We start from the raw sequence: 22236 nt of genomic DNA on the forward strand, positions 1-22236 counted from the left end.
GCACTCACTCGCCCACGTCTCCCTCTGCCACATCGACAATGCGCCCTTCCACCCGGGGCGCGATCTCGCCCTGCTCCACCAGATAGTCGCGCAGCATTTCCCAGTCGGTATTGCCGACTATGTGGCTGCGGTCACTCTCATGGGCGCCTTCAAGCGCGGTGTGGCTGTCGCCGCCGGCGGCGGTGAAGTTGTTGGTAGCGACTACATAGGTGCGCGCCGGGTCGATAGCGGTGAGCGCGCCGTTCTCGGTCACCTTCAGGCTCACCACCCGCTCGCCGGCCGGTTTGGCGCTGTCATACACCACCTCGGTGCCCTTGGAGACGTGCAGGAACGCGCCGCTCTCCTCCGGGGCGCCGGCCAGGGCGATCTCGAAGGTTTCCAGAAGCTCGGCGCCGGTCAGGTCCATTAATGTCAAACGGTTACCGAAGGGCTGCACGGCGATCAACTCGCCCACGGTCACGGGGCCGGCGGGGATCGGCTCGCGCACGCCGCCGCCGTTTTGCAGCGCCAGCACGGTCTGCGGGTTCACCCGGCGCGCGGCGGCCAGCTGGCCATCCGCGATCAAATTGCCCAGCGCGGTTTCGTTGGCGCGCACGCTCTGTTCGTCGCCGCTGCCGTGACGCGGGTTGGGCAAGGCCTCGGCGAGTGTCACGCCCACTTCGGCATCGCGCAGCGCTTCGATTTGGGCCGTATACGGCGCGAGCATCGCGGCGGCATCGGTGTCCGGCTCGAAGTCTTCCGCCGCCAGCAGTTCGCCGCTGGCATCCGTCACTACGCCGTCGTCATCGAAGGTGACCTGCATGACCCCCAGGTACTTGCCGTATTCGTTCGCCTGGCCGATGACCGTGGGCGCTTTCGCCTCGCCCCGGTCGTTCTCGGCCACGGTCACGGGCGACTCGAGCCGGGTGTGGCTGTGCCCGCCGATGATCACGTCGATCCCCTCGACGTGCTGGGCAAGCAGCAGGTCGTTGCCCACCGCCGGGTCGCTATCGAAGCCCAGATGCGTCAGCGCGACGATCTTGTCGATGCCCTGGGCTTCAAACGCCGCGACCATCGCCTCGGCCGCCGCGCGGTAGTCACCAATGGTGACGTTTCCCGGGCTCGAAACGGTCTCGCTCGACGGGGTGCTCAGCCCGAACACGCCAATGCGCTCGCCGCCCTGCTCGAGGATCACGCCGTCATAAAGATGCCCCGGCTGCGGCGCAGCGCTGATCGAATCCCCCAGCCGCTCGCTGAACTCCGGTGCGCCGGAAAAGTCCAGATTGGCGCCCAGAATGGGAAACTCGGCGGCCTCGAACAGAGCCACCAGGGCCTGGTGGCCCTGTTCCGGGTCGTTCAGGTCGAACTCGTGATTGCCGGGCACAAACGCGTCATAGCCCATCGTATTCATGAACTCGACGGCGTCCAGCCCCTTGAACGCGTTGAAGTAGAGCGTGCCGGAGAAAATATCGCCCGCTTCGAGCAACAGCCCCTCGCCGTACTCGCTGCGCGCCTGTTCGAGGGCGCTGACAAGCGGCGGGTACTGGTCAGTGCGCCCGTGAAGGTCGTTGGTGTGATAGATCGTCAGCGTGAAGGGCGCGGCCAGCACGCCCGGGGAAAGTGCCAGCGCGGCGATGGCCCATCCGGTTCTCGATAACGGCATGGTGTTTCCTTTTAAAGCGGGAGTTGTGCGGCGCACTCGCGCCGGGCTTGTAAGCGACGCTTCACTATTACCAGCATTCGTGACGATTATTAATCCCCCGCCGCCTGGTTTAACTCGAAAATCGGCGTCAACGCTGGGTCAACCCGGCTACACACGACTGTCATCTTTGCCTGCCACGCTATTGCCTCTCGATACTTTCTTTTGCCGAGAGCTCTCATGAAAAAATCACTGCTTGCCGCTGCTGTTGCCGCTGCCCTTTCGTCCACCGTTTTCTCAGCCGCCGCCTTCGCCGCGAACGACTTGAACAACGTGTGCCCGAACCCGATTCGCATGGCGGATACCGGCATCGAGGGTATGGGCCCGCTGGCCGAGGCTTTCGGCCCTTTCGCCGAGGCGTTCGAAGCCGCGACCGGCCTCGAGCTTGCCATGTTCAGCCTGAGTAACCGCACCGCCGCCGGCACCGCGCTTGCCTACGACGACGTGGAGCTGGTGTTTGCCGGTCCTGCGGAGTTCGTGCTGTTCGACCGGGAGAGCGATATCGAAATTCTGTTTACCATCGAGCGCCCGCACTACGGCAGCAGCTTTTATGTTCCCGCGGACAGCGATATCGAAACGCTTGCCGACCTGGAAGGCCACCGCGTGGCGCTGAAGGACGTCGGCTCGACCAGCGGCCATATCTTCCCGAGCCAGATGCTGGTGGACGCCGGGCTCGATATCGACCGCGACCTGGACATCATCATGGCGGGGGATGCGCGCATTGCGGCCCTGGTCAACGGTGACGTCGACGCCATGGGCGGCGGCAACCGCGATATCGACGAAATCCAGGCCATGGATCCCACTGGTGAATACCGCGTAATCGCCCAGAGCGATGCGCTGCCGGGTGATCCGGTCGTGATGCGCGGCTCGCTGGATCAGGCATGCAAGAGCGCGCTGCGCGATACCCTGAGCGACAACGCCGACGAACTCTGGCAGGCACTGATCGCCACCGAGCGCAACGAGGACAAATTCCTGAACCGCGACTCCTCGCTGAGCTTCGATCGTGACAACGCCGACTACGATATCGTCCGCCGCGCCTACGAAGCCGCCGGCATCGCGCTTTGAGCCAGCCGCCATGACCGCCATTTCGACCACCGGCCTCAACAAGCATTACGGCAAGCTCCACGTACTGCGCGGGCTCGATTTGACCGTGGCCCGCGGCGAGTGCGTGATTCTGCTCGGCGCCAACGGCTGCGGCAAATCCACCCTGATGCGCTGCCTGAATGGCCTTACGCCTTTCGAGCAGGGCGAAATCATCATGCTGGGAGAGCCGCTATCGCGGCTTTCCGGGGGTGAGCTGCGCGCGCTTCGCCAGAAAGTGGGCGTGGTGTTCCAGCAGTTCAACCTGGTGCAGAACCTGAGCGTGTTTCAAAACGTGCTGTTCGGGGCGCTGGGCAGGGAGCGGCTGGGGCTTTTATCCACGCTGTCTTCGCTTGCAAGCGAGACGCTGCGTGAGCGCGCCATGGTATCACTCGAACGCGTGGGGCTTGGCCACAAGGCCGAGGCGCGCTGCCGTGAGCTCTCCGGCGGCCAGCAGCAGCGCGTCGCCATTGCCCGCACGCTGATGCAGGACGCCGAGATCATCATCGCCGACGAGCCTATCGCAAGCCTGGACCCCCGGGCGGGCCGTGAAATACTCGATCTGTTGCTGGATGTCGTTATCGAGCGCGGCATGACGGTGCTTTGCACCCTGCATCAGCTCGAACTCGCCAAGCAGTACGGCGATCGCATCGTGGGCATGAAAGCGGGCCGGATAGTGCTGGATACGCCACGCACTACGGCGTCGTGTGATGAGATGCGCGCGCTCTACCAGGGCGACACCCGCGTCGACCAGACCGCCGCGCCCTCCTCACATGGCGCTTTCGCCGCTACCTGACCGAGACGATCATGTCACAGCAACCCTCTACCGCCGGCGCCTCGACGCCGCTACCGCCACGCTTCAAGCGGCCTTCGCTGTTTACCTGGGCGCTGGGCCTTGGCTTTCTGGCGCTTTTTCTTCAGGGGCTTTCGAGCACCAATGTCACCCTGGAGCGGCTTCTACGCGGCGCGGTGAACCTGGGCCATTTCGTTGGTCGCGCCTTTCCACCGGACGTCAGCCGCTTCGACGTGCTCGCCTGGTCGATGTTCGAAACGCTCAATATCGCCATTGTCGGCGTGACCTTTGGGGTGATTCTGAGCGTGCCCTTTGCGCTTCTGGCCGCGCGTAACACCTCGCCCTTCCCCTGGGTGCGCAGTGTGGCACGGCTTGTGATCGCCACCATGCGCACCATCCCGGATCTGATCTGGGCGCTGATTTTCGTCGTCGCCGTGGGCCTTGGCCCCATGGCCGGGGTGCTCGCCATCATCATGGACACCATCGGCTTTGCGGCGCGGTTTTTCTCCGAGCGCATCGAGGAGGTTCATCCCGGCCCTTCGGAGGCGCTAAGCGCCACCGGCGCCGGCAAGCTCTCGGTGATCGGCGGGGCGATTTTGCCGGAAACCCTGGCCTCGATGACCGCCACCAGCCTTTATAGCGTCGAAAAGGCGCTGCGCTCGGCGGTTACTCTGGGGTTGGTGGGCGCCGGCGGTATCGGCGTGGAGCTTGCCGCCTCGATGCGCCTTTTCAACTATGACCGGGCGCTGGCCATCATTCTGCTGATTCTGGTGGTGGTGATCGGCTTTGAACAGCTCTCCTCGCAGATTCGCAAGCGTGTCATCTGATCCAAACGGGCCGCTTTGACAAACCCGGCGCATCTCCTAGGCTAATTGCTCGCCTTCAGGCAATACCACTTTCGTTGAGCAGGGATGTGTCGACATGAAATATCGTCCGTTGGGAAATTCAGGCCTGTTGGTCTCGGAAATCGTGCTGGGTACCGTACCCTTTGGCGGCAGCGGCGGCTTCGAGAAAGCGGCCAGCGTCGATGTAAACGGCGCCAAACGCCAGATCGACATGGCCCTCGATGCCGGCGTGAACATGATCGATACCGCCGATCTCTACTCGATGGGCGAGTCCGAGGAGATCGTCGGCAAGGCCCTGGGCGACAAGCGCCAGGACGTCATCCTCGCTTCCAAGGCGCGAAGCCCGCTGGGGGATAACCCTAACCACAGCGGTTTCTCACGCTACCACCTGATCCAGGCCTGCGAGGCGAGCCTGAAGCGCCTGGGCACCGACCATATCGATCTCTACCAGATGCACAACTGGGACGGCGTCACACCGGTCGAGGAGATGCTCTACGCGCTGGATCATTTGATTCAGAGCGGCAAGATCCGCTACCACGGCACCTCCAACTTCACCGGCTGGCAGATGATGAAGACGCTGGGCAAAGCCGAGTTTCATAACCTGGCGGGGCCCATTAGCCAGCAGATCTACTACACGCCGGAGTCCCGCGAGGCGGAGTACGAGCTGATGCCGCTGGCCATCGACCAGAACGTTGGCACGCTGGTGTGGGGGCCACTGGGTGAAGGGCTCTTCAACGGCAAGGTGCGCCGCGGCCAGAAGGCGCCGGAAGGCACCCGCCAGGGCAACGGCTGGCCGGAGCCCTACGTGCACGACATGGCGCGCGCTTACGACATCATCGAGCTTCTGGCCGAGATCGGCGAGGCCCACGGCGCCTCGATTCCGCGCACCTGCCTGGCCTGGCTGAAAGACCGCCCCGGCGTGACCTCCCTGATCGTCGGCGCACGCAGTGAAGAGCACTTAAAGGACGATCTCGCGGCCGCCGAGATGACGCTCACAGCGGAGGAGGTCGAGCGCATCGAGGCAGCCACGCGCCCGGCGCCGCAGTACCCCTATTGGCACCGGGTGGTGGCCGGTATGGACCGTATCGACAGCGCCGAACAGCCGTTCATCGACGGCTATAAAAAGACCATCGACCAGCGCGACGACGAGCGCTGATGCAAAAAGGCCGGTACGACTGCCCGTACCGGCCAAAAGGATCGATCAACAGTGCCCGCCTACCGGCGCCCTACCTCGGTGAAACGGCGCCAGGGATTACTGGCACGTTAGAAGTAGTAGCGAGCGCCCAGGGCGTAGTAGAGGTCTTCGTCGTCGATCTCATCGACCGAGTCGCGGTCACCGTCGTAAAGCTCCAGGAACACATCGAAATTGTCGGTCAGGTTGTGCAGCGTGCCCAGCGCCCAGGCATTGCGCGTCCCGTCGACGTCGTCGGCATCGATATGGTAGACATCGCCGTAAAAGGCGGTCGCGTTAAAGGCGTAGGTCGCGCCAAGTCCGTAGCGGTCGAACCCACCGCCGTAGACGTCGCTGTCGTCGCGGGTTTCAAAGCCTGCGCGCAGCTGGAAATCCTCGGAAACCTCGAAGGCCGCCGTGCCGCCCACGCGGGTCTGGTTGTTGCCGCCACCGCGAATATCGTCGTCCACCACACCCAGTGCCAGCCGTACCGGACCGGTCGTATAGACCACGCCGCCCTGGGAAGAGACGCCGCTGCCGCGCTCGGTCTGTTCAGCTTCAGTCAGGCCGCGCTCGGAGAAGTGCTTGACCGCCAATACGACCTGGAAACCGTTGAGGTTCGGTGACTCGTAACCGATCGAGTCGCCGCGAGCCTGCAGGCCGCCACCGGCAAACTCGTAGCCTTCGGCGACGTACACGTCGAACGGCGTCATGACGTAGTTATCGTAGAAACTATCGAAGTTGCCTGCGGTGAAGGTACCGAAGGTGTCGCTTTCGATACCGATGTAGCTCTTGCGCACTTCCTTGAAGCCGGGGCGGCTGCGCTCGTCACCGTTGAAGCGCCACTCCAGGCGGCCAAAGGCGGTCAAATCGCGCGTGACCTGCTGGCTCAGTTTGAAGCCCAGGCGCGAGCTGAAATCACGAAACTCCGCGCCGTTGTCCACACCGTCGCCCACACCACCGCCTTCGAACCCCATGGCGATGCGGCCGTAAAGATCGACTTTCGTGCCGTCTTCGTCATAAACCGTGGCGGCCTGAGCGGTGGCGCCCGCGAACAAACCACCCAGCGTCAGCGCCAGTAGCGTTTTCTTAAACATGAACGTTCCCATTGCAGTGAGCAGCCGTCGTGCTGCCTGATCTTTTAAAAATAAGCGCGTGGCCGGCGCAGTGAATCCGCCACTCGATCAACGGCCTGTCCCTTGGCGATGGAAACCCTAACGGAGTTGTATGACATAAATCTTAACGTTTCATGGATGAGAGAATAAAAATCAACATTTACTAATGTTTTTATTTTTTAATACGAATTAAATATTTAGCGTGTAAGCACGGTAGGTGAACACGTTTTCGATAAGGCCTTACTCAGTACATGACCTTGAGCGGGCCGGCCTCCTTGAAGCACTCCAGCGCCACCTGGGTTTCAACGTTCAGTACCCCCGGAATCGGACTCACTACCGACGACAGAAAGTGGGAAAGCTCGGCAAGATCCGCCACCTTCACCTTGAGGATGAAATCGTGGCTTCCGGTGGTGGAGTGGCAATCGATCACTTCGTCGCGGGCCAGCAATGAGGCGATCGTTTCACGCGGTGAGCCCAGCCGTGACTTGTCCATCGATATCGTGATGAACGCCGTCACCATGAGCCCCAGCGCCTCCGGCGCCAGCCGCAAGGCGTGGCCCTGAATGACCCCGTTCGCTTCGAGCCGGGCAATGCGTCGCGAGCACTGGCTGGGGGAGAGGTTCACGCGCTCGGCCAGCTCCGTAAGCGTCTGGCGGGGCGCACGCTGCAGGGTGTGCAGCAAACGGCGATCAAAGGCGTCAGGCGCATACATATTGCATATCTCCTTGAAAAATTTCGTTTACTTTTCATTAACTGCCAATAATACGCAAAACAAAGCAAATCGGCAGCGCGCCACTCGTCTTACACTAGGGGCAACTCTTCGACACGACAGGATATGCCGATGCGCCCCACGCTCACCGACGCCCAAACGCTGGACGACCAGGACACGCTTGCCGATTTCAAGGCCCACTTCGCTCTGCCCGAGGGCATGCTCTATCTCGATGGCAACTCGCTGGGCGCGCAGCCAAACGCCGCCCGCGAGGCCCTCGATGCGACGCGGGACCAGTGGCGCGACTCGCTGATCGGTGGCTGGAACCAGGGCTGGTTCGATGCCCCCGAGCGCCTTGGCAACCTGCTGGCACCGCTGATCGGCGCCGGCGAGGGTGAGGTTCTGGTCAGCGACACCATTACCCTCAACCTGTTCAAGCTGCTGGGCTACATTACCGAGTCCCAAGGGCGCGCCAGGCCGATCATCCTCAGCGAAGGCGGCAACTTCCCCGCCGATGGCTACATCGCCGAGGGGTTCTGCCACAGCGCCGGCTTTGAGCACGGCGTACTGCCCGAAGGTGCAGCGCTTGAGGAGCATCTGAGCGATCAGGTAGCGGTGGTAGTGCTGAGTCAGGTCAACTACCGCACCGGCCAGCTGCGCGACATGGCGGATGTCACCCGCCGCGTTCACGCAAAGGGCGCCGAGGTGATCTGGGATCTGGCCCACTCGGCAGGCGCGTTGGCGGTCGATCTCGCCGGCAGCGGCGCCCGTTACGCTGTGGGCTGCACCTACAAGTACCTCAACGGCGGCCCGGGCGCGCCCGGCTTTGTTTACGTGCGCAGCGATTGCCAGCAGGCCGGATGGCAGCCGCTGTCGGGCTGGCACGGCCACGCCAAACCTTTCGCTTTTGACGCCGACTACGCGCCCGCCTCGGGGATGACGCGTTTTCGTACCGGTACCCACTCGGCGCTGGCCTACGCCCCGCTCGAAGCCTCATTGACGCTATGGCAACAGGTGGACATGGCCGCATTACGTGCCAAAAGCCTGGCGCTGACCGATCTGTTTCGCGCCTGCCTTGCCGATCTTTTCGAGGCCCACGGCATCGAGGACATCACGCCCGCCCCGGCCCAGCGCGGAAGCCAGGTGGGCCTGGTGCAGCGTGAGCACGGCTACGCCATCGTGCAGGCATTGATCAAACGCGGCGTGATCGGCGACTACCGCGAGCCGGGGTTGATGCGCTTTGGCTTCACCCCGCTCTATCTCAGCCACGCCGATGTTTGGCACGCCGCCGAGCAGTTCCGCGAGGTCGTCGAGAGCGGCGAGTATCGCGACCCGCGCTTTCAGACCCGCACGGAGGTGACCTGATGCAGGACGGGCCGGGTCTCGAAGAGCAGAATCTCGATGGACAGAATCCTGGTGAACAGAGTCTAGCGGCGCGCGAGCATGCCCACTCGCCCAGCCAGTGGGCGCGCGATGCCGATGCGAGCCTGGCACAGCAGGCCGAACAGGGCCGAACGCTTCGCGAGCGGTACCCGCCCCTGCGCCTGGCCTATGGCGACGCGGACCACGCCTGGCTGCACCTGCATCGCCCGGCGGACGACGGCCCCTGGCCGCTGATGATCTTTTTTCACGGCGGCTACTGGCAGGCGCTCGACGCTACCGCCACCGACTTCATGGCAGAGCGCTGGCTGGCGCGCGGCTGGGCCTTTGCCTCGTTGAACTACCCGCTGGCCCCGGACGCCTCGCTGGAGACGCAGATTGGGGAGAGCATCCGCGGAGTGCGCTATCTGCTCGATAAACGCGAGACGCTGGGGTTGAGCGACCGGGTGCGCCTTGGTGGCCACAGCGCCGGCGCCCACCTGGCGCTGATGAGCGGCCTTGCGCCGGCGTGCCGCCAGGCGATCGAAGCCTTGTGGCTGATCAGCGGCGTCTTTGATCTGCGCCCGCTGCTCGGCACCTCGATCGCTCGGCCGCTCGACCTGGATGAGGATCGTGCGACCCGGCTGAGCCCCTTGTGCCTGCCACTGACCGGGCTACCGACGCTGGAGCTGATTCACGGCGAGCAGGACCCGCCGGTGTTTCAGCAGCAGGGCGAGGCGCTGGCGGCGAAGGCCCGCCGCGAGGGCGTGCCGGCGACGGTTACCCTGCTGGCCGAACGCGACCATTTCGACATTCTCGAGCACGCCGATACGACGCTCGAGCACGACACGGGAGATATTCCCCATGCATAACGATACGCCGACCCCGTCTGATCGCGGCGCCGTCAATCTGGACAACGAGCAGCAGGTGCACTGGGACCAGCCCATGAGCTACGGCGAGTACCTGGATCTGGCGCCGCTGCTCACCTGTCAGAACCCGATCAGCGATCAGCACGACGAGATGCTGTTCGTGATCATTCACCAGGTCTCGGAGCTGTGGCTGAAGCAGTGCCTGCACGAGGCCCACGCGGCGGCCCGAGCGATCGAGACCGATGCGCTGCGCCCGGCGTTCAAGATGCTCACCCGGGTGGCACGCATCCAGGCGCAGATGATCAACGCCTGGGAAGTGCTCGCCACCATGACGCCTTCCGACTATCTCGCCTTTCGCGACAGCTTGGGCCAGAGTTCGGGGTTTCAGTCGTACCAGTACCGCGAGCTCGAGTTTCTGCTCGGCAACAAGCACCCCCGCCTGGCCGAGGCGCACCGCCGCCACCCGGCCCACTACCAGCGGCTGCAAGAGGTGCTTGCCGCCCCCAGCCTCTACGATGTCTGCCTGCAGCTACTGGCGCGGCGAGGCTTCGAGCTGCCGGCGTCGTCGCTTGAGCGCGACTGGTCGACACCCTACGTCGCCTCGCCCGAGGTCGAGGCCGCCTGGTCGACCATCTACCGCCACTCGGAGCGCCACTGGGATCTCTACGAGCTTGCCGAGAAGCTGATCGATACCGAGTACAACTTCCACAAATGGCGCTTTAGCCACATGAAAACGGTGGAGCGTATCATCGGCCAGCGCAGCGGCACCGGCGGCACCTCGGGCGTGGGCTATCTCAAAAAAGCGCTGGAGCTGCAGTTCTTTCCGGAGCTTTGGTCGGTGAGAGCCGACCTCTGACCGCCTTCGGCGCCGCCCCGGTACCCGCGCTTTAATAGCGCATCAGGGGCCCGGCGAGCGGCGTTGGCCTGTCACGCGTTCGTCACCTGATTGTCCCGTCGCTGTCATCGTCTCTTGCCACACTGGGAGCACACCTTGGGCAGGGGACGAAAGCGATGCGGCTTTGTATTGTGAGTGAAACCTGGGCACCGGATATCAACGGTGTGGCCCATACGCTCAATCGCCTGGCCTGCGAGCTCGACCGCCTGGACGTTCAGGTCGATGTCGTGCGCCCCGCCCCGCGAGCCCAAAAGCCGCGATCGACGCCAGGGGAAGAGCTTCAGGTGTACCGGCTGCCGCTACCCGGCTACGCCGAGGTTCAGGTGGGCCTGGCAACGCCTGGAATGCTCACGCGATTCTGGAAAAAGCATCCACCGGATGCGGTTTATCTCGCCACCCAAGGCCCGCTGGGGCTGGCCGCCCGGCGGGCAGCGCGCAAGCTCGGCATCGTTTGCGTGGCGGGCTGGCACACCAACTTCGACCACTACTGCCATGACTACGGCATCGGCTGGCTGAGCGCGGCGACCCTTCGCTACCTGCGTCACTTCCACAACGGCTGCGCGCTGACGCTGGTGCCGACCCACGCCCAGGCCCGCACCCTGCACAAGGCGGGCATTCGCGATGTCAGCGTGCTCTCCCGCGGGATCGACGGCGAGCACTTCTCGCCGGCCCACCGCGACGACACCCTGCGCGATCAGTGGGGTGTGAACGAGCACCAGAGCGTGGCGCTCTACGCCGGGCGACTGGCGGCAGAGAAAAACCTGACGCTGCTGGTCGAGACCTTTCAGGCCATGCGCGAGGTGCGCCCGGACATGGCGCAGGTGATCGTCGGCGACGGCCCGGCGCGGGCGCAGTTGCAAAAGGCGCTCCCCCAGGCCCACTTCACCGGCTTTCTGGATCAGCCGAGTCTCGCTCGCCACTACGCCAGCGCCGATATCTTCGTGTTTCCCTCGCTTTCCGAAACCTGGGGTAACGTGATCACCGAGGCCATGGCCAGCGGCCTGGCGGTAGTGGCCTTCGATCACGCCGCCAGCGCCGAGCTGATTCGGCACGGCCATAACGGCCTGAGTATCGCCCCCGACGACCCCAGGGGGTTTCATCAGGCCGCCGCCGAACTCTGCCAGCACCCGGCCGACTACGCCCGTCTGGGCCGAACGGCCCGGCTCAGCGTGCTGGAGCACAGCTGGAGCGGCATCGCCGAACAGTTCAAGCGTTACCTGCATACCGCCCAGGAGGCCCATCATGCGCTCTCGCCCGCTTGTCGCATTCGATCGTCTTGATACGTGGGAGTGGCGCTTTTGCCAGCGCGTCACTCGGCTTTCGCTGAACCCGGTGTGGCGGCGCGTACTGCAAACCGCCAGCCGGCTGGGCGATTGGCCGGTGTGGGTGGCGCTCATTGCCGCCCAACCCTGGCTCACTCCAAATGGCAGCCAGCGGATGCTACAGTACAGCGCCATCGCGCTGCTGGCGCTGACGGTGTACCGGCTGATCAAGACCCGGCTTTGCCGCGAGCGCCCGTTCATCACCTATCTGGGCGGCGTTCACTGCGGCGAACCCGCCCGCGACCGCTACAGCTTTCCAAGCGGGCACACCATGCACGCGGTGATGTTCAGTGTGATGGTCGCCGCCCACACGCCCTGGCTTCTGGTCGTCGTGTTGCCGTTAAGCGCGCTGATCGCGATTTCGCGAGTAGGGCTTGGGCTTCACTACGCAAGCGATGTGCTGGCGGGCGCGCTGATCGGCTACGGCTTTGCGCTGCTCAGCCTTTATCTGGTGCCCTGATAGCGCTTTGATTAAAAAACCACTACGGTTAACTCACTCGGAGTGCTTACGTATTCTTTAGCGACGTCGGCGCCTATCCTGCTCATCAGGGAGTGATGACATGACCATGACCGTCGGTGACCTCTTCGTTGCGCTGGTCCTCATTGGGCTGGCGCTTCTACTCAGCAACGCCCTTCGCCTGAAAATCGGCTGGCTCAGACGCCTTTTCCTGCCAAGCTCCGTGATCGCCGGCCTGCTGCTCCTGCTGATGGGCCCGGACGTGCTCGGCCGCTTCATGCCCGATGTGTTCGAAGAGAGCGCGGGGCTTTTTCCCGCTTACGTGCAGGAAAGCTGGGCATCGCTGCCCGGGCTTTTGATCAACGTAGTGTTCGCGGCGCTGTTCATCGGCAAGACCATTCCCGGCATTAAAACGATCTGGATGCGCGCCGGCCCCCAGGTCGTGGTGGGACAGACCATGGCCTGGGGGCAATACGTGGTGGGGCTGTCACTTGCGCTTTTGGTACTGGCCCCGGTGTTTGGCATGAACCCCATGGCCGGAGCGCTGATCGAAATCGGCTTCGAAGGCGGCCACGGCACCGCCGCCGGCATGGGCGACACCTTCGCGGAGCTGGGTTTCGAGGAGGGCGCGGATCTCGCGCTCGGGCTTGCCACGGTCGGGATCGTCTCTGGCGTACTGATCGGCACGCTGATGATCAATATCGCCGCGCGCCGCGGCGTCGTGACGCCAGAAAAGCAGCAAGAGGAGGGAGCGCCAGACGAGACCCTTCGCGACGAAGAGCGCCCCTCGGCCGGTGAGTTCAGCGAATTCAAAAAGGATCTGACCCAGGAAGCCGGCACCACCGACCCGCTGAGCCTGCATATCGGGCTGGTCGGGGTGGCGATCGTGATCGGCTGGCTGCTGCTGTCCGGGCTTCAATGGATCGAGCAGGTGACCTGGGCGCAAAACGGCGGGCTCGAAATTCTGGCTCACGTACCGCTTTTCCCCATCGCCATGATCGGCGGGGTGATCGTACAGCTGATCGTCATGCGCTTTAATCTGGAGCGCCATGTCTCCACCCGCACCATGTCGCGTATCGCGGGCACTGCGCTTGATTTCACCATCGTGGCGGCGCTGGCTACGCTGTCGCTGACCACACTCAGCGAGTACCTGATTCCCTTTTTGCTGCTGGCCTTTGCCGGCATCGCCTGGGGGCTTTTCGTGCTGATCGTGCTGGCGCCGCGCATCATTCCCCACCACTGGTTCGAGCGTGGCATCGGCGACTTCGGCCAATCCATGGGGGTCACGGTAACGGGGCTTCTGCTCATGCGTATGGCCGACCCCAAAAACGAATCCGGCGCCCTCGAAAGCTTTGGTTACAAGCAGCTGATGTTCGAGCCGATCGTGGGCGGGGGGCTGTTCACCGCTGCCGCCCTGCCCCTGATCGCCGAATTCGGCGCGCTCGCCGTCTTGATTCTTACCACCGTGCTAACGCTTGGCTGGTTGGCGTTCGGGCTTCTGTACTTCGGACGCATGGTGCCCGATCGCGGCAGGGGGCGCTGGCAAGGCGATCAGCGCTGAAAAGCGCCCAACGAAACGACTGGCGCCCGCAAACGCGGGCGCCGATCGTTGAAAGCGAGTAATTGAGAATAAAAAAGAATGAAGGCTTACTTGAGATCCGGCGGGAGGTCGTCGAGCTTTTCCTGAGCCGTTCTGGATGAGGTCTTGACCATGACGTAAACACCCACCCCGGAAAACCCTAAAAACAAAATAAACATGACGAACATGAGAGCCATTGCCATGACGCTTGTCCCTGAGTAGGCAGCTGAACGTTGACGTTTTCTAGCTGCTGGGTTGGTTTATCCCTGAGGATAGACCAAAACGGGATACCCATCCGTATAAAATTTTATACAGACACTTCCCTACCACCACTCGATGAACAAATGCGTATAAATATCAGATCATTAGCACTTTCCTGTGAACGCAAAAAAGCCATCTCGTAAAAACGAAATGGCCAGTTTGCATCGCCGCCGCTCCCTGGCCGTGATGTCGGCGCCGCCTTGCGCCGATAAGAGTGAGCAGACTAGTGTCCGTAAAAATCCGTTTCCCTTTGGCTCCATGCCATCCTGTCTCTTCTGTAGCCTGCTCAAACCGATTAAGCTTCACTAACTCATTGCGGCAGCTCTTGCCTTGATGCTGCAGGGAGCGGGCCAACATCGAACTAAAAACAATAAAACTCTTATTTATCATAACCCTGAAGCATCGAACTGCTTTACACCATCGAACTCAACAGTGCCTATAACGGCTTTTAATCTGTATAGATGTGGCACATGCGACAATAACGACGGCCCGGCACGACACGTTGGCTCAGTGCCGAGCGGCCTTTCGATTTATTCGCAGTAAGCCGTGATCTCAAAGTCGCATGGATGTTCGCGCGTTCACCTGGCAGTCCCTCTACTGATCAGACTCGAAAAGCAGCGGTTTTAGCCGCGCTTTTCGATGCATGAAAGCCGTAAGTTTTGCTTACCAAAGCGGGCATTGCTGGCTAAAGTTAGCCAAGGCAGCCTTTCAAATGAGGCGGCCATCGCCCGGCTCCATGCGCCTGCCGGTAAAGGCTTTTCGCACAACGACGATTTTTAACGACGGATACACACCAATGAAACGCTCTATTGCTTTGGGTCTTTCGCTTTTGATGACGCTTCTCATGGTAAGTGGCTGCAATACGTTCCAGGGAATGGGCCGCGATATCGAACAGGGAGGCAAGGTCGTTCAGGACGCGGCGGAGGATTAATGCTGACCCATGTCTATCTATCCCACGGGCTCGAAAGCGGGCCCGAGGCGCTGAAAGTACAGGCGCTCAAGCGCGTGGTGGAAGCCCGTGAGGATTGCGAGGCGGTCGTGATGGACTACCGCGACCAGCCAAGTCATCAGGCGCGCTTTACTCACCTGCTGGCGACGCTTGAAACCCGCGGCGACGACCCGGCTCACTGCATCATGGCCGGGTCGAGTCTGGGCGGTTTTTTGAGCGCCGCCGTCAGCCAGCGCCACCCGATACTAGGGTGCTTTTTATTGGCGCCGGCGCTCGGCATGCCGGACTACCCTGAAACCACGGTTACGCTTGGCGCCCGCCACACTCACATCATTCACGGCTGGCGTGACGACGTGGTGCCTTGTGAGCCGGTGATCGAGCACGCCCACCGCCAGCGGCTGTCGCTTCGCATGGTGGACGACGACCACCGCCTGCACGCGAGCCTTCCGCTGATTCTGCGCGATTTCGAGCAGTTTCTGGCGCTTTGCCAAACAGCCTAAGCCCTCACCTTACGTCACGTATCGGTCTGACGGCATGCCAAGCGGCTCGCCTCAAGCCTCGTCGGCCAGCGCCGGCAGCAGCGTTTTCAGCTTGCGGGTGAGCGTGTTGCGCCCCCATCCCAAAAGCTCGGCGGCCTCGCCCTTGCGCCCGCCGGTATGTTTGAGCGCGGTTTCGATCAGGATCCGCTCGAAATCCGGCACCGCCTCCTCCAGCAGGTGCGTATGGCCTTCGGCCAACGCGTGATCTGCCCAACCACGAAACGCGCTGCGCCAGTCGCCCTGCGCGCTGACTGACGAAGCGCCCACGGTGCGAAGTTCCGGCGGTAAATCCTCGATCAGAATTTCGCGGCCCGACGCCATGACCGTAAGCCACCGGCAGATATTTTCGAGCTGACGCACGTTGCCCGGCCAATCCAGTTTGGTCAGGTGCGTTTCAGCATCAGAAGTGAGCACCTTGATGTCCGTGGCGAGCTCCTTGGCGGCTTCGGCGAGAAAGTGGCGCGTAAGCCTGGGGATGTCCTCGCGGCGCTCGGAAAGCCTGGGCAGGTGCACGCGAATGACGTTCAAGCGGTGAAACAGATCCTCGCGAAAACGCCCTTCGTCAACCAGCGACTCCAGGTTCTGGTGCGTCGCGGCGATGATGCGCACGTCCACCTTCACCGAGGTGTGCCCACCGACGCGGTAGAACTCGCCGTCGGCCAGCACGCGCAGAAGCCGCGTCTGGGTTTCCGCGGGCATGTCGCCGATCTCGTCGAGAAACAGCGTGCCGCCGTTGGCCTGCTCGAAGCGCCCCTGGCGCAGGGCGTTGGCGCCGGTAAAGGCGCCCTTCTCGTGGCCGAACAGCTCGGATTCGATCAGGTCACGGGGAATGGCGGCCATGTTCAGCGCGATGAACGGCTTGCCGGCCCGAGGGCTGTGCTGGTGAAGCGCCTGGGCGACTCGCTCCTTACCGGTGCCGGATTCGCCGTTGATCAAGACGGTGATATGCGAGTGCGACAGCCGGCCGATGGCGCGAAACACCTCCTGCATGGCGGGCGCTTCGCCGATGATCTCGGCGTTGAGCCCCTCCGGCACGCTCACCGGGCGCTGGCGCTCACGGGCGTGGGCCACGGCGCGGCGCACCAGCGCCAGCGCCTCGTCCACATCGAAAGGCTTGGGCAGGTACTCGAACGCCCCGCCCTGGTAGGAGGCCACGGCGCTGTCCAGATCCGAGTGGGCGGTCATGACGATGACCGGCAAATCCGGATGAGCTTCACGTACGCGCGACATCAAATCCAACCCGTCGATGCCCGGCATGCGGATATCGGTGACCAGCACGTCCGGCGGGTCGTTCAAAAGCCGCTCGAGGGCGGTGTCGGCGCGTTCGATACATTCCACGTCAAGGTCCGGCTGCGCCAGGGCGCGCTCCAGCACCCAGCGAATGGCGCGGTCGTCGTCGACGATGATGACCCGTGAAACATCGGCGTGTGTCGTCTCAGTCATGACGCGTCTCCGGTAAGAGGATTAACCAGCGGAATTAAAAGACGAAACTCAGTCCGTCCCGGGTGTGAGTCGCATTCGATCAATCCGTGATGTTGATGCAGAATCGACTGAGCGATCGAGAGGCCCAGGCCGCTGCCTTCCGCGCGCCCGGAGACCATGGGGTAAAACAGCGTGGCGCGCAGGGCTTCCGGAATGCCGGGGCCGTTGTCGATCAGGCCTACCTCACTGACCAGCCGGTGGCGCTCCGCGCCCAGGGTGAACTGGCGCTTGGCGCGGGTGCGCAGCACCAGCTCCGGCGCCTCGACCTGGGCTTCGGTCATCGCCTGCACGGCGTTGCGCGCCACGTTCAGCACCGCCTGAATCATCTGCGACTCGTCGCCGGAGAGCTCTGGCAGGCTCGGGTCGTAGTCGCGGGTGATGGTCACCGTCGGGTGTTCGGCCAGCAGCAGCGCCCGCACCCGCTCCAGAATCTTGTGAATATTGACCGGGGCATGGCGAGTCATACGATTCGGGCCGAGCATCGAATCTACCAGGTCCTTCAGCCGGTCGACCTCTTCGACGATGATACGGGTGTACTCGCGCAACGCCGGATCATCAAGATCGCGCTCCAATAGTTGGGCGGCGCCGCGAATACCGCCCAGCGGGTTTTTCACCTCGTGGGCCAGGCCCCGAGCCAGCACCTTGATGGTCTCCTGGCGGGTCGTCAGCGCCTCCTCGCGGGAGATCTGCATCAAACGGTCGCGGGGTTCGACTTCCAGCAGCAATTCATCCGCCGAGAGCGGCGTGACCGTGTAGTCCACCGTGAGCGGCTCGCCGTTGAGCGGCGTAATGCGCGCCTCGCGCTGGGTGTAGGGATGAAAGGCGTCGCGCGCCTTGGCCAACACGCTATCGACGCTTTCGCCGCAGCCCAAAAGGGTATCCAGGCTCATGCCCTTCACGCGGCTGATACTCACGGCCAACAGCGCTTCAGCGGCAGGGTTCATCCAGCCAACGCGCAGTTCACCATCCAGCAGCAGCACGGCGGTGGTGAGATGTTCGAGTAAACGCTGATACATGGCGTGTCCTGAGGGGCCTTGGGTAAGTCGCGTGACGCTGCGAGGTTCAAACGTTGGGTCGCAAGCGCATGCACTGAAAGTGCAAAAAGCGCGCCAATCGCGCATCGATCGCGCCCCTGATGGATTAATCGCCTCAAGGCGGCGCAAAACGATGCGCCATTGCAACGCGGCGTAAAATTCACACGACGCCAATGCACTATTTTAGTGCATATTATCGCGGCGCGACGATGATACTCACCGCTTCGGTGCGGTGCTGAACCCGCCCCTGGCTGTCGAGCAGCTCGGCTTCCAGCCGATGCGCCCCCTGAGTAAGCCCGGTGAGCCAGAAGGCGTCGCTGTGTAGCGCCGACTGGCTGATCTCGCCGTTCACCAGCAGCCGAATCTGGTGATCCTCGCGCAGCGGCGGTTGAACGCGCACATCCACCGGCGTCATCGTGTCGTCGAGCCGCGTACCGGGCGCCGGGCTTTCGATCGCGAACCGGTCATAGGGCATGAAGGGCTGACCGGGCCGCGCCTGGCTGCGTGACGGCGGAGGCGGCGGCGCGCCTTGCACGCTCGGCAGTGGCGCCAGCGTCACGGCCTCGCCACCGCTTTCCGGGTTGTCGGTGTAGGTCACCCGGCCGCTCTCATCGACCACACGGTACACCGTTTGCGCCTGGGCCGGACTTTCTGCCAGCCACAGCGTCAGGCTCCCCGCCAGGACGCAAAGCATTGGCGCTTTGGCCCGGCGCGCCCACCGATCGAATGTCGCTTTCATGGCGATTCCCCCATAAAAAAACCCCGCCGAGGCGGGGTTTGGAGCCAATACACCTCGAAGGTGAGGTGGGCCGCTGCTTAGCAGCTGTAGTACATGTCGAACTCGATCGGGTGTGTGGCCATGCGCATGCGCGTGACTTCTTCCATCTTCAGCTCGATGTAGGCATCGATCATGTCGTCGGTGAACACGCCACCTTCGGTCAGGAACGCGCGGTCGGCGTCGAGCGCTTCCAGCGCCTGATCCAGGCTGTTGGCGACGGTCGGTACGGCCTTGCCCTCTTCTGGCGGCAGGTCGTACAGGTTCTTGTCCATCGCGTCGCCCGGGTGGATCTTGTTCTTAATGCCGTCGATACCGGCCATCAGCATCGCCGCGAACGCCAGGTACGGGTTGGCAGTCGGGTCGGGGAAGCGAGTTTCGACACGCTTGCCTTTCGGGCTCGCGGTGTACGGAATGCGGATGGAGGCAGAGCGGTTACGCGCGCTGTAGGCGAGCATGACCGGCGCTTCGAAACCCGGCACCAGACGCTTGTAGGAGTTGGTCGAGGCGTTGGTGAAGGCGTTCAGGGCGCGAGCGTGCTTGATCACACCGCCGATGTAGTAAAGCGCCATTTCAGAAAGACCCGCGTACTCGTCGCCGGCGAACTGGTTTTCACCGTCTTTCCAGAACGACTGGTGCACGTGCATGCCCGAACCGTTATCGCCTACCAGCGGCTTCGGCATGAAGGTGGCGGTCTTGCCGTACGCGTGCGCCACGTTGTGGATCACGTACTTCATTTCCTGAACTTCGTCGGCCTTCTTCACCAGCGTGTTGAACTTCACGCCGATTTCGTTCTGGCCGGCGTTCGCTACTTCGTGGTGATGCACTTCGACGCTCTGGCCGATCGCTTCGAGGGTGTTACACATCGCGCCACGAATGTCGTGGAAGCTGTCGACCGGCGGCACCGGGAAGTAGCCGCCTTTAACGCGCGGGCGGTGACCGAGGTTGCCGCCTTCCACGTCGCTATCGGTCGCCCAGGCGCCCTCTTCAGAGCTGATCTTGAACATGGAGCCTTGGATATCGGTTTTCCAGTGCACCTGATCGAAGATGAAGAACTCGGGCTCCGGGCCGAAGAAGGCGGTATCGCCAAGGCCAGTGGACTCGAGGTAGGCTTCAGCGCGCTTGGCGATGGAGCGCGGGTCGCGATCGTAGCCCTGCATGGTGGCCGGCTCGATGATGTCGCAACGCAGGATGATGGTCGCGTCTTCGGTGAAGGGGTCGAGGAAGGCAGTGCCGTCTTCGGGACGCAGAATCATGTCGGATTCGTTGATGCCTTTCCAGCCTTCGATGGAGGAGCCATCGAACATTTGGCCGTTTTCAAAAAACTCTTCGTCGACGTCCCGTGCCGGTACGGTGACGTGCTGCTCTTTACCGCGCGTATCGGTGAAACGCAGATCTACCCACTTGACTTCATTTTCTTCGATTAGCGCGAGCGTCTTGGCTGACATACTGTTCTCCGTCTCCGGTATGAGCGTGGCTTAAAGCGTGTACTGTAAGCGATCGATTAAACGTATTGTTGAACAAAGCCGTCGTACGCAACGTGCGTAAGCCACGCCTTCGTTGTTTGTTCGCGTGATAGGCGCTGACTCCCGCCCTGACACCTGCGATTCAAGGTAAACCGGCTCTCGTTGTAGCACGCCCAAAAGCGTTTGCCTACGACGCCAGCCGTTGCCTTTTAGTAAGCATGTAGCGTGCCAACTTTGCACCAATATGGCATGCCCTATAACAAGACACTGTTTTGAAAAGTTTTTTCAATTTATTGGCGGTGCAACCTCGATGCATAACGCGGTTGGCTCGCTTCCAGCCTGCGCCCACAAAGCGAAAAACGCACCACAAACGATCACTCAGTTAAAATTTGAACCAAAAAAGTGCATAGCTGTTGATGAAATAGCCAGAACGAAACAATCAAACGCCTTTGCGCCTAAAAATGATGCGTGCCACCGCCTTTCGATAAGGCGATTCCACGGGGCCTCTCATGAAAAAGGCCACAGGTGGCCGATTGCCGACATTACAAACTACACTAAGCTCATCATTCACCCGGTAAAAGGACCCGCAGAATGCATCAACACATCGAATGGGACGACCCAGGCAAAACCAGCGTATCGGAATACTTCAAGAACGACCCGAACCACGACGCCCCCCGCCGCGGCGACATCCTCTCCGCCCGTTACCAAAACCGTATCGTGCGGGTGAAGGTGGAAACCTACCGGGAAGACGAAGGCGTCAGCGTTGGCAGCGTCGCCGCCATCCTTGACGCCCACGGCCACCGCTTCAAAACCCACGGCAAACTCAGCCTCGACGACATCGTCCGCCTGCCCGATGACAAGCGCGCGATAGAACACTGGGATGAGGACGAGAAGTAGCATCATTGCGTCACTAGACAATTGATACGCTCCATCGCATTGGACCGATGCGATGGAGCGACCGCCCACTGCCCCTTCCCTCCTCCTGCATATTCATTATGCAAATTCGAGTCTGCCCATCTGCTTCGCTTCGATCCCTTGAGTAATCCTGACGAACCGCGAACGCTCTTCCAACGATGTAAACGTTGGCATACTTTTCCAACCGGTCTGAGATCGAACCTGGAAAGGAAGCGTTTCAACCGTCGCTTTAGGCCGGGCGTGCTACGCTTAGCGTTACTTTTTCCTCCTTATAGGCTTTCGATCATGCGGCTACGTCTCTGGCTCTGCGCGTTTGCGTGCGCGTTCACTCTTCCCGCTTTTGCGCAGTCTTCCAGTGACTGGGCGGCCTATGACGACGTGTTCGAAAACGGCGCGCGTCAGGCGAATCTTTGGCAGTGGGGGTGGAGCGGCATCTACGCCACAAGCCTGGCGGTGAACGTTTACCAGTCGAGTGAGGCCAGCGATTCCGACGATCGGTTCGATGCACGGGTGGGCGCGGTGAAGTCCGCGCTGGCGCTGGGCGGCATGTTCACCGATCGTCAGCCGCACCCGGCGGCGCTGGCGCGCTACGAGCGCTTGAAAGCGAGCGGTGATTTGAGCGGCGTGCAGGCGCTGGGCCTCGAGCTTGCCCGCGCCGAGCGCGAGCGACGCGGCTGGGGCGCGCGGGTAGGGTCGCTGGTGGTAAACGGGCTGGCCGCCGGGGTGATCGCCGCCGACGGGCGCGGTGATGACGCGGCGCTCAACTTCGCCTCGGGCATGCTGGTCAACGAGCTGCAGATCTGGACGCAGCCGAATCAGGCGTCATCCGCCATCAATCGCTTTCAGCCGGCGCGGGTGTCGATGGGGCCGATCACGCTGGAAGGCGAGTACGCCATTACGCTGGCGCCGAACCAGGTCGGCGCGACCTGGCGCTACTGAGCCC

The 22236-nt window shown here is 62.4% G+C and carries 22 protein-coding genes; 14 read left to right on the top strand and 8 right to left on the bottom strand.

The features are described from left to right. Nucleotides 1-4: 4 nt before the first annotated feature. Nucleotides 5-1642, bottom strand: coding sequence for a 5'-nucleotidase C-terminal domain-containing protein (locus RN347_RS15745; protein WP_311958891.1), 1638 nt, complete (start codon nt 1640-1642; stop codon nt 5-7). A gap of 216 nt (nt 1643-1858) precedes the next feature. On the opposite strand from RN347_RS15745, the gene phnD reads away from it, so the two are divergent. The 4 genes from phnD to RN347_RS15765 all read left to right on the top strand — a co-directional run bounded on the left by phnD (nt 1859) and on the right by RN347_RS15765 (nt 5552). Continuing rightward, entirely contained in the window at nt 1859-2743 is an 885-nt protein-coding gene (phnD, locus tag RN347_RS15750; protein ID WP_311958892.1) for a phosphate/phosphite/phosphonate ABC transporter substrate-binding protein, read from the top strand. A 10-nt stretch (nt 2744-2753) separates the two neighbouring features. Beyond that, complete coding sequence (locus tag RN347_RS15755) at nt 2754-3554, top strand: ATP-binding cassette domain-containing protein (RefSeq protein WP_311958893.1); 801 nt, start codon at nt 2754-2756, stop codon at nt 3552-3554. A gap of 11 nt (nt 3555-3565) precedes the next feature. Beyond that, entirely contained in the window at nt 3566-4378 is an 813-nt protein-coding gene (gene phnE / locus RN347_RS15760; RefSeq protein ID WP_311958894.1) for a phosphonate ABC transporter, permease protein PhnE, read from the top strand. A gap of 94 nt (nt 4379-4472) precedes the next feature. Continuing rightward, on the top strand, nt 4473-5552 hold the full coding sequence (locus tag RN347_RS15765; RefSeq protein ID WP_311958895.1) for an aldo/keto reductase: 1080 nt from the start codon (nt 4473-4475) through the stop codon (nt 5550-5552). Between the two features lie 107 nt (nt 5553-5659). Here RN347_RS15765 and RN347_RS15770 read toward each other — a convergent pair whose 3' ends face one another. Together RN347_RS15770 and RN347_RS15775 are read right to left on the bottom strand one after the other, a co-directional pair. Beyond that, a complete protein-coding gene (locus tag RN347_RS15770) occupies nt 5660-6664 on the bottom strand; it encodes a porin (RefSeq protein WP_263585877.1) in 1005 nt (334 codons plus the stop codon). Between the two features lie 262 nt (nt 6665-6926). After that, a complete protein-coding gene (locus RN347_RS15775) occupies nt 6927-7394 on the bottom strand; it encodes an Lrp/AsnC family transcriptional regulator (protein ID WP_263585876.1) in 468 nt (155 codons plus the stop codon). A gap of 129 nt (nt 7395-7523) precedes the next feature. Here RN347_RS15775 and kynU point away from each other — a divergent pair, with 129 nt between their 5' ends. The 6 genes from kynU to RN347_RS15805 all read left to right on the top strand — a co-directional run bounded on the left by kynU (nt 7524) and on the right by RN347_RS15805 (nt 13854). Next, nucleotides 7524-8756, top strand: coding sequence for a kynureninase (gene kynU / locus RN347_RS15780; RefSeq protein WP_311958896.1), 1233 nt, complete (start codon nt 7524-7526; stop codon nt 8754-8756). Further along, nucleotides 8756-9622 (top strand): alpha/beta hydrolase, encoded by an 867-nt coding sequence (locus RN347_RS15785; protein WP_311958897.1) that lies wholly within the window; start codon nt 8756-8758, stop codon nt 9620-9622. Before kynU ends, RN347_RS15785 begins: the two co-directional genes overlap by 1 nt. Beyond that, nucleotides 9615-10475 (top strand): tryptophan 2,3-dioxygenase, encoded by an 861-nt coding sequence (gene kynA / locus RN347_RS15790; RefSeq protein WP_311958898.1) that lies wholly within the window; start codon nt 9615-9617, stop codon nt 10473-10475. The genes RN347_RS15785 and kynA overlap by 8 nt, the downstream gene beginning before the upstream one ends. A gap of 155 nt (nt 10476-10630) precedes the next feature. Then, complete coding sequence (locus tag RN347_RS15795; RefSeq protein WP_263585872.1) at nt 10631-11794, top strand: glycosyltransferase family 1 protein; 1164 nt, start codon at nt 10631-10633, stop codon at nt 11792-11794. Then, on the top strand, nt 11757-12296 hold the full coding sequence (locus tag RN347_RS15800; RefSeq protein WP_311958899.1) for a phosphatase PAP2 family protein: 540 nt from the start codon (nt 11757-11759) through the stop codon (nt 12294-12296). The genes RN347_RS15795 and RN347_RS15800 overlap by 38 nt, the downstream gene beginning before the upstream one ends. A 100-nt stretch (nt 12297-12396) precedes the next feature. Further along, on the top strand, nt 12397-13854 hold the full coding sequence (locus RN347_RS15805) for a sodium/glutamate symporter (RefSeq protein ID WP_311958900.1): 1458 nt from the start codon (nt 12397-12399) through the stop codon (nt 13852-13854). A gap of 86 nt (nt 13855-13940) precedes the next feature. Here the strand turns inward: RN347_RS15805 and RN347_RS15810 are convergent, their stop codons facing one another. Beyond that, on the bottom strand, nt 13941-14075 hold the full coding sequence (locus RN347_RS15810; protein WP_263585869.1) for a hypothetical protein: 135 nt from the start codon (nt 14073-14075) through the stop codon (nt 13941-13943). A gap of 854 nt (nt 14076-14929) precedes the next feature. Here RN347_RS15810 and RN347_RS15815 point away from each other — a divergent pair. Together RN347_RS15815 and RN347_RS15820 are read left to right on the top strand one after the other, a co-directional pair. Beyond that, nucleotides 14930-15064 carry an entericidin A/B family lipoprotein gene (locus tag RN347_RS15815; protein ID WP_263585868.1) on the top strand — a complete coding sequence of 45 codons (135 nt, stop codon included), beginning with the start codon at nt 14930-14932 and terminating at the stop codon, nt 15062-15064. 2 nt (nt 15065-15066) lie between these two features. After that, on the top strand, nt 15067-15582 hold the full coding sequence (locus tag RN347_RS15820; protein ID WP_409365784.1) for a YqiA/YcfP family alpha/beta fold hydrolase: 516 nt from the start codon (nt 15067-15069) through the stop codon (nt 15580-15582). A gap of 51 nt (nt 15583-15633) precedes the next feature. Here the strand turns inward: RN347_RS15820 and ntrC are convergent, their stop codons facing one another. From ntrC to glnA, 4 genes are all read right to left on the bottom strand, one after another. Next, a complete protein-coding gene (ntrC, locus tag RN347_RS15825) occupies nt 15634-17064 on the bottom strand; it encodes a nitrogen regulation protein NR(I) (protein ID WP_263585866.1) in 1431 nt (476 codons plus the stop codon). Further along, complete coding sequence (gene glnL / locus RN347_RS15830) at nt 17061-18119, bottom strand: nitrogen regulation protein NR(II) (protein ID WP_263585865.1); 1059 nt, start codon at nt 18117-18119, stop codon at nt 17061-17063. The genes ntrC and glnL overlap by 4 nt, the downstream gene beginning before the upstream one ends. A gap of 211 nt (nt 18120-18330) precedes the next feature. After that, nucleotides 18331-18876 (bottom strand): DUF4124 domain-containing protein, encoded by a 546-nt coding sequence (locus RN347_RS15835; protein ID WP_311958901.1) that lies wholly within the window; start codon nt 18874-18876, stop codon nt 18331-18333. Between the two features lie 77 nt (nt 18877-18953). Then, on the bottom strand, nt 18954-20360 hold the full coding sequence (gene glnA / locus RN347_RS15840) for a glutamate--ammonia ligase (RefSeq protein ID WP_263585863.1): 1407 nt from the start codon (nt 20358-20360) through the stop codon (nt 18954-18956). 609 nt (nt 20361-20969) lie between these two features. On the opposite strand from glnA, the gene RN347_RS15845 reads away from it, so the two are divergent. Together RN347_RS15845 and RN347_RS15850 are read left to right on the top strand one after the other, a co-directional pair. Then, the gene (locus RN347_RS15845; RefSeq protein WP_311958902.1) at nt 20970-21275 is read left to right on the top strand and encodes a hypothetical protein; all 306 of its coding nucleotides are present in this window, start codon (nt 20970-20972) and stop codon (nt 21273-21275) included. 303 nt (nt 21276-21578) lie between these two features. Then, nucleotides 21579-22232 (top strand): hypothetical protein, encoded by a 654-nt coding sequence (locus RN347_RS15850; protein ID WP_263585859.1) that lies wholly within the window; start codon nt 21579-21581, stop codon nt 22230-22232. Nucleotides 22233-22236: the final 4 nt, after the last annotated feature.

Origin of the sequence: Halomonas sp. PAMB 3264 (genome assembly GCF_031954245.1) — a bacterium.
Lineage (GTDB): Bacteria > Pseudomonadota > Gammaproteobacteria > Pseudomonadales > Halomonadaceae > Vreelandella.

Coding starts and splice junctions, on each gene's coding strand:
- RN347_RS15745 (WP_311958891.1), bottom strand. CDS start 1,642: ATGCCGTTATCGAGAACCGGATGGGCCATCGCCGCGCTGGCACTTTCC.
- phnD (WP_311958892.1), top strand. CDS start 1,859: ATGAAAAAATCACTGCTTGCCGCTGCTGTTGCCGCTGCCCTTTCGTCC.
- RN347_RS15755 (WP_311958893.1), top strand. CDS start 2,754: ATGACCGCCATTTCGACCACCGGCCTCAACAAGCATTACGGCAAGCTC.
- phnE (WP_311958894.1), top strand. CDS start 3,566: ATGTCACAGCAACCCTCTACCGCCGGCGCCTCGACGCCGCTACCGCCA.
- RN347_RS15765 (WP_311958895.1), top strand. CDS start 4,473: ATGAAATATCGTCCGTTGGGAAATTCAGGCCTGTTGGTCTCGGAAATC.
- RN347_RS15770 (WP_263585877.1), bottom strand. CDS start 6,664: ATGTTTAAGAAAACGCTACTGGCGCTGACGCTGGGTGGTTTGTTCGCG.
- RN347_RS15775 (WP_263585876.1), bottom strand. CDS start 7,394: ATGTATGCGCCTGACGCCTTTGATCGCCGTTTGCTGCACACCCTGCAG.
- kynU (WP_311958896.1), top strand. CDS start 7,524: ATGCGCCCCACGCTCACCGACGCCCAAACGCTGGACGACCAGGACACG.
- RN347_RS15785 (WP_311958897.1), top strand. CDS start 8,756: ATGCAGGACGGGCCGGGTCTCGAAGAGCAGAATCTCGATGGACAGAAT.
- kynA (WP_311958898.1), top strand. CDS start 9,615: ATGCATAACGATACGCCGACCCCGTCTGATCGCGGCGCCGTCAATCTG.
- RN347_RS15795 (WP_263585872.1), top strand. CDS start 10,631: ATGCGGCTTTGTATTGTGAGTGAAACCTGGGCACCGGATATCAACGGT.
- RN347_RS15800 (WP_311958899.1), top strand. CDS start 11,757: ATGCGCTCTCGCCCGCTTGTCGCATTCGATCGTCTTGATACGTGGGAG.
- RN347_RS15805 (WP_311958900.1), top strand. CDS start 12,397: ATGACCATGACCGTCGGTGACCTCTTCGTTGCGCTGGTCCTCATTGGG.
- RN347_RS15810 (WP_263585869.1), bottom strand. CDS start 14,075: ATGGCAATGGCTCTCATGTTCGTCATGTTTATTTTGTTTTTAGGGTTT.
- RN347_RS15815 (WP_263585868.1), top strand. CDS start 14,930: ATGAAACGCTCTATTGCTTTGGGTCTTTCGCTTTTGATGACGCTTCTC.
- ntrC (WP_263585866.1), bottom strand. CDS start 17,064: ATGACTGAGACGACACACGCCGATGTTTCACGGGTCATCATCGTCGAC.
- glnL (WP_263585865.1), bottom strand. CDS start 18,119: ATGTATCAGCGTTTACTCGAACATCTCACCACCGCCGTGCTGCTGCTG.
- RN347_RS15835 (WP_311958901.1), bottom strand. CDS start 18,876: ATGAAAGCGACATTCGATCGGTGGGCGCGCCGGGCCAAAGCGCCAATG.
- glnA (WP_263585863.1), bottom strand. CDS start 20,360: ATGTCAGCCAAGACGCTCGCGCTAATCGAAGAAAATGAAGTCAAGTGG.
- RN347_RS15845 (WP_311958902.1), top strand. CDS start 20,970: ATGCATCAACACATCGAATGGGACGACCCAGGCAAAACCAGCGTATCG.
- RN347_RS15850 (WP_263585859.1), top strand. CDS start 21,579: ATGCGGCTACGTCTCTGGCTCTGCGCGTTTGCGTGCGCGTTCACTCTT.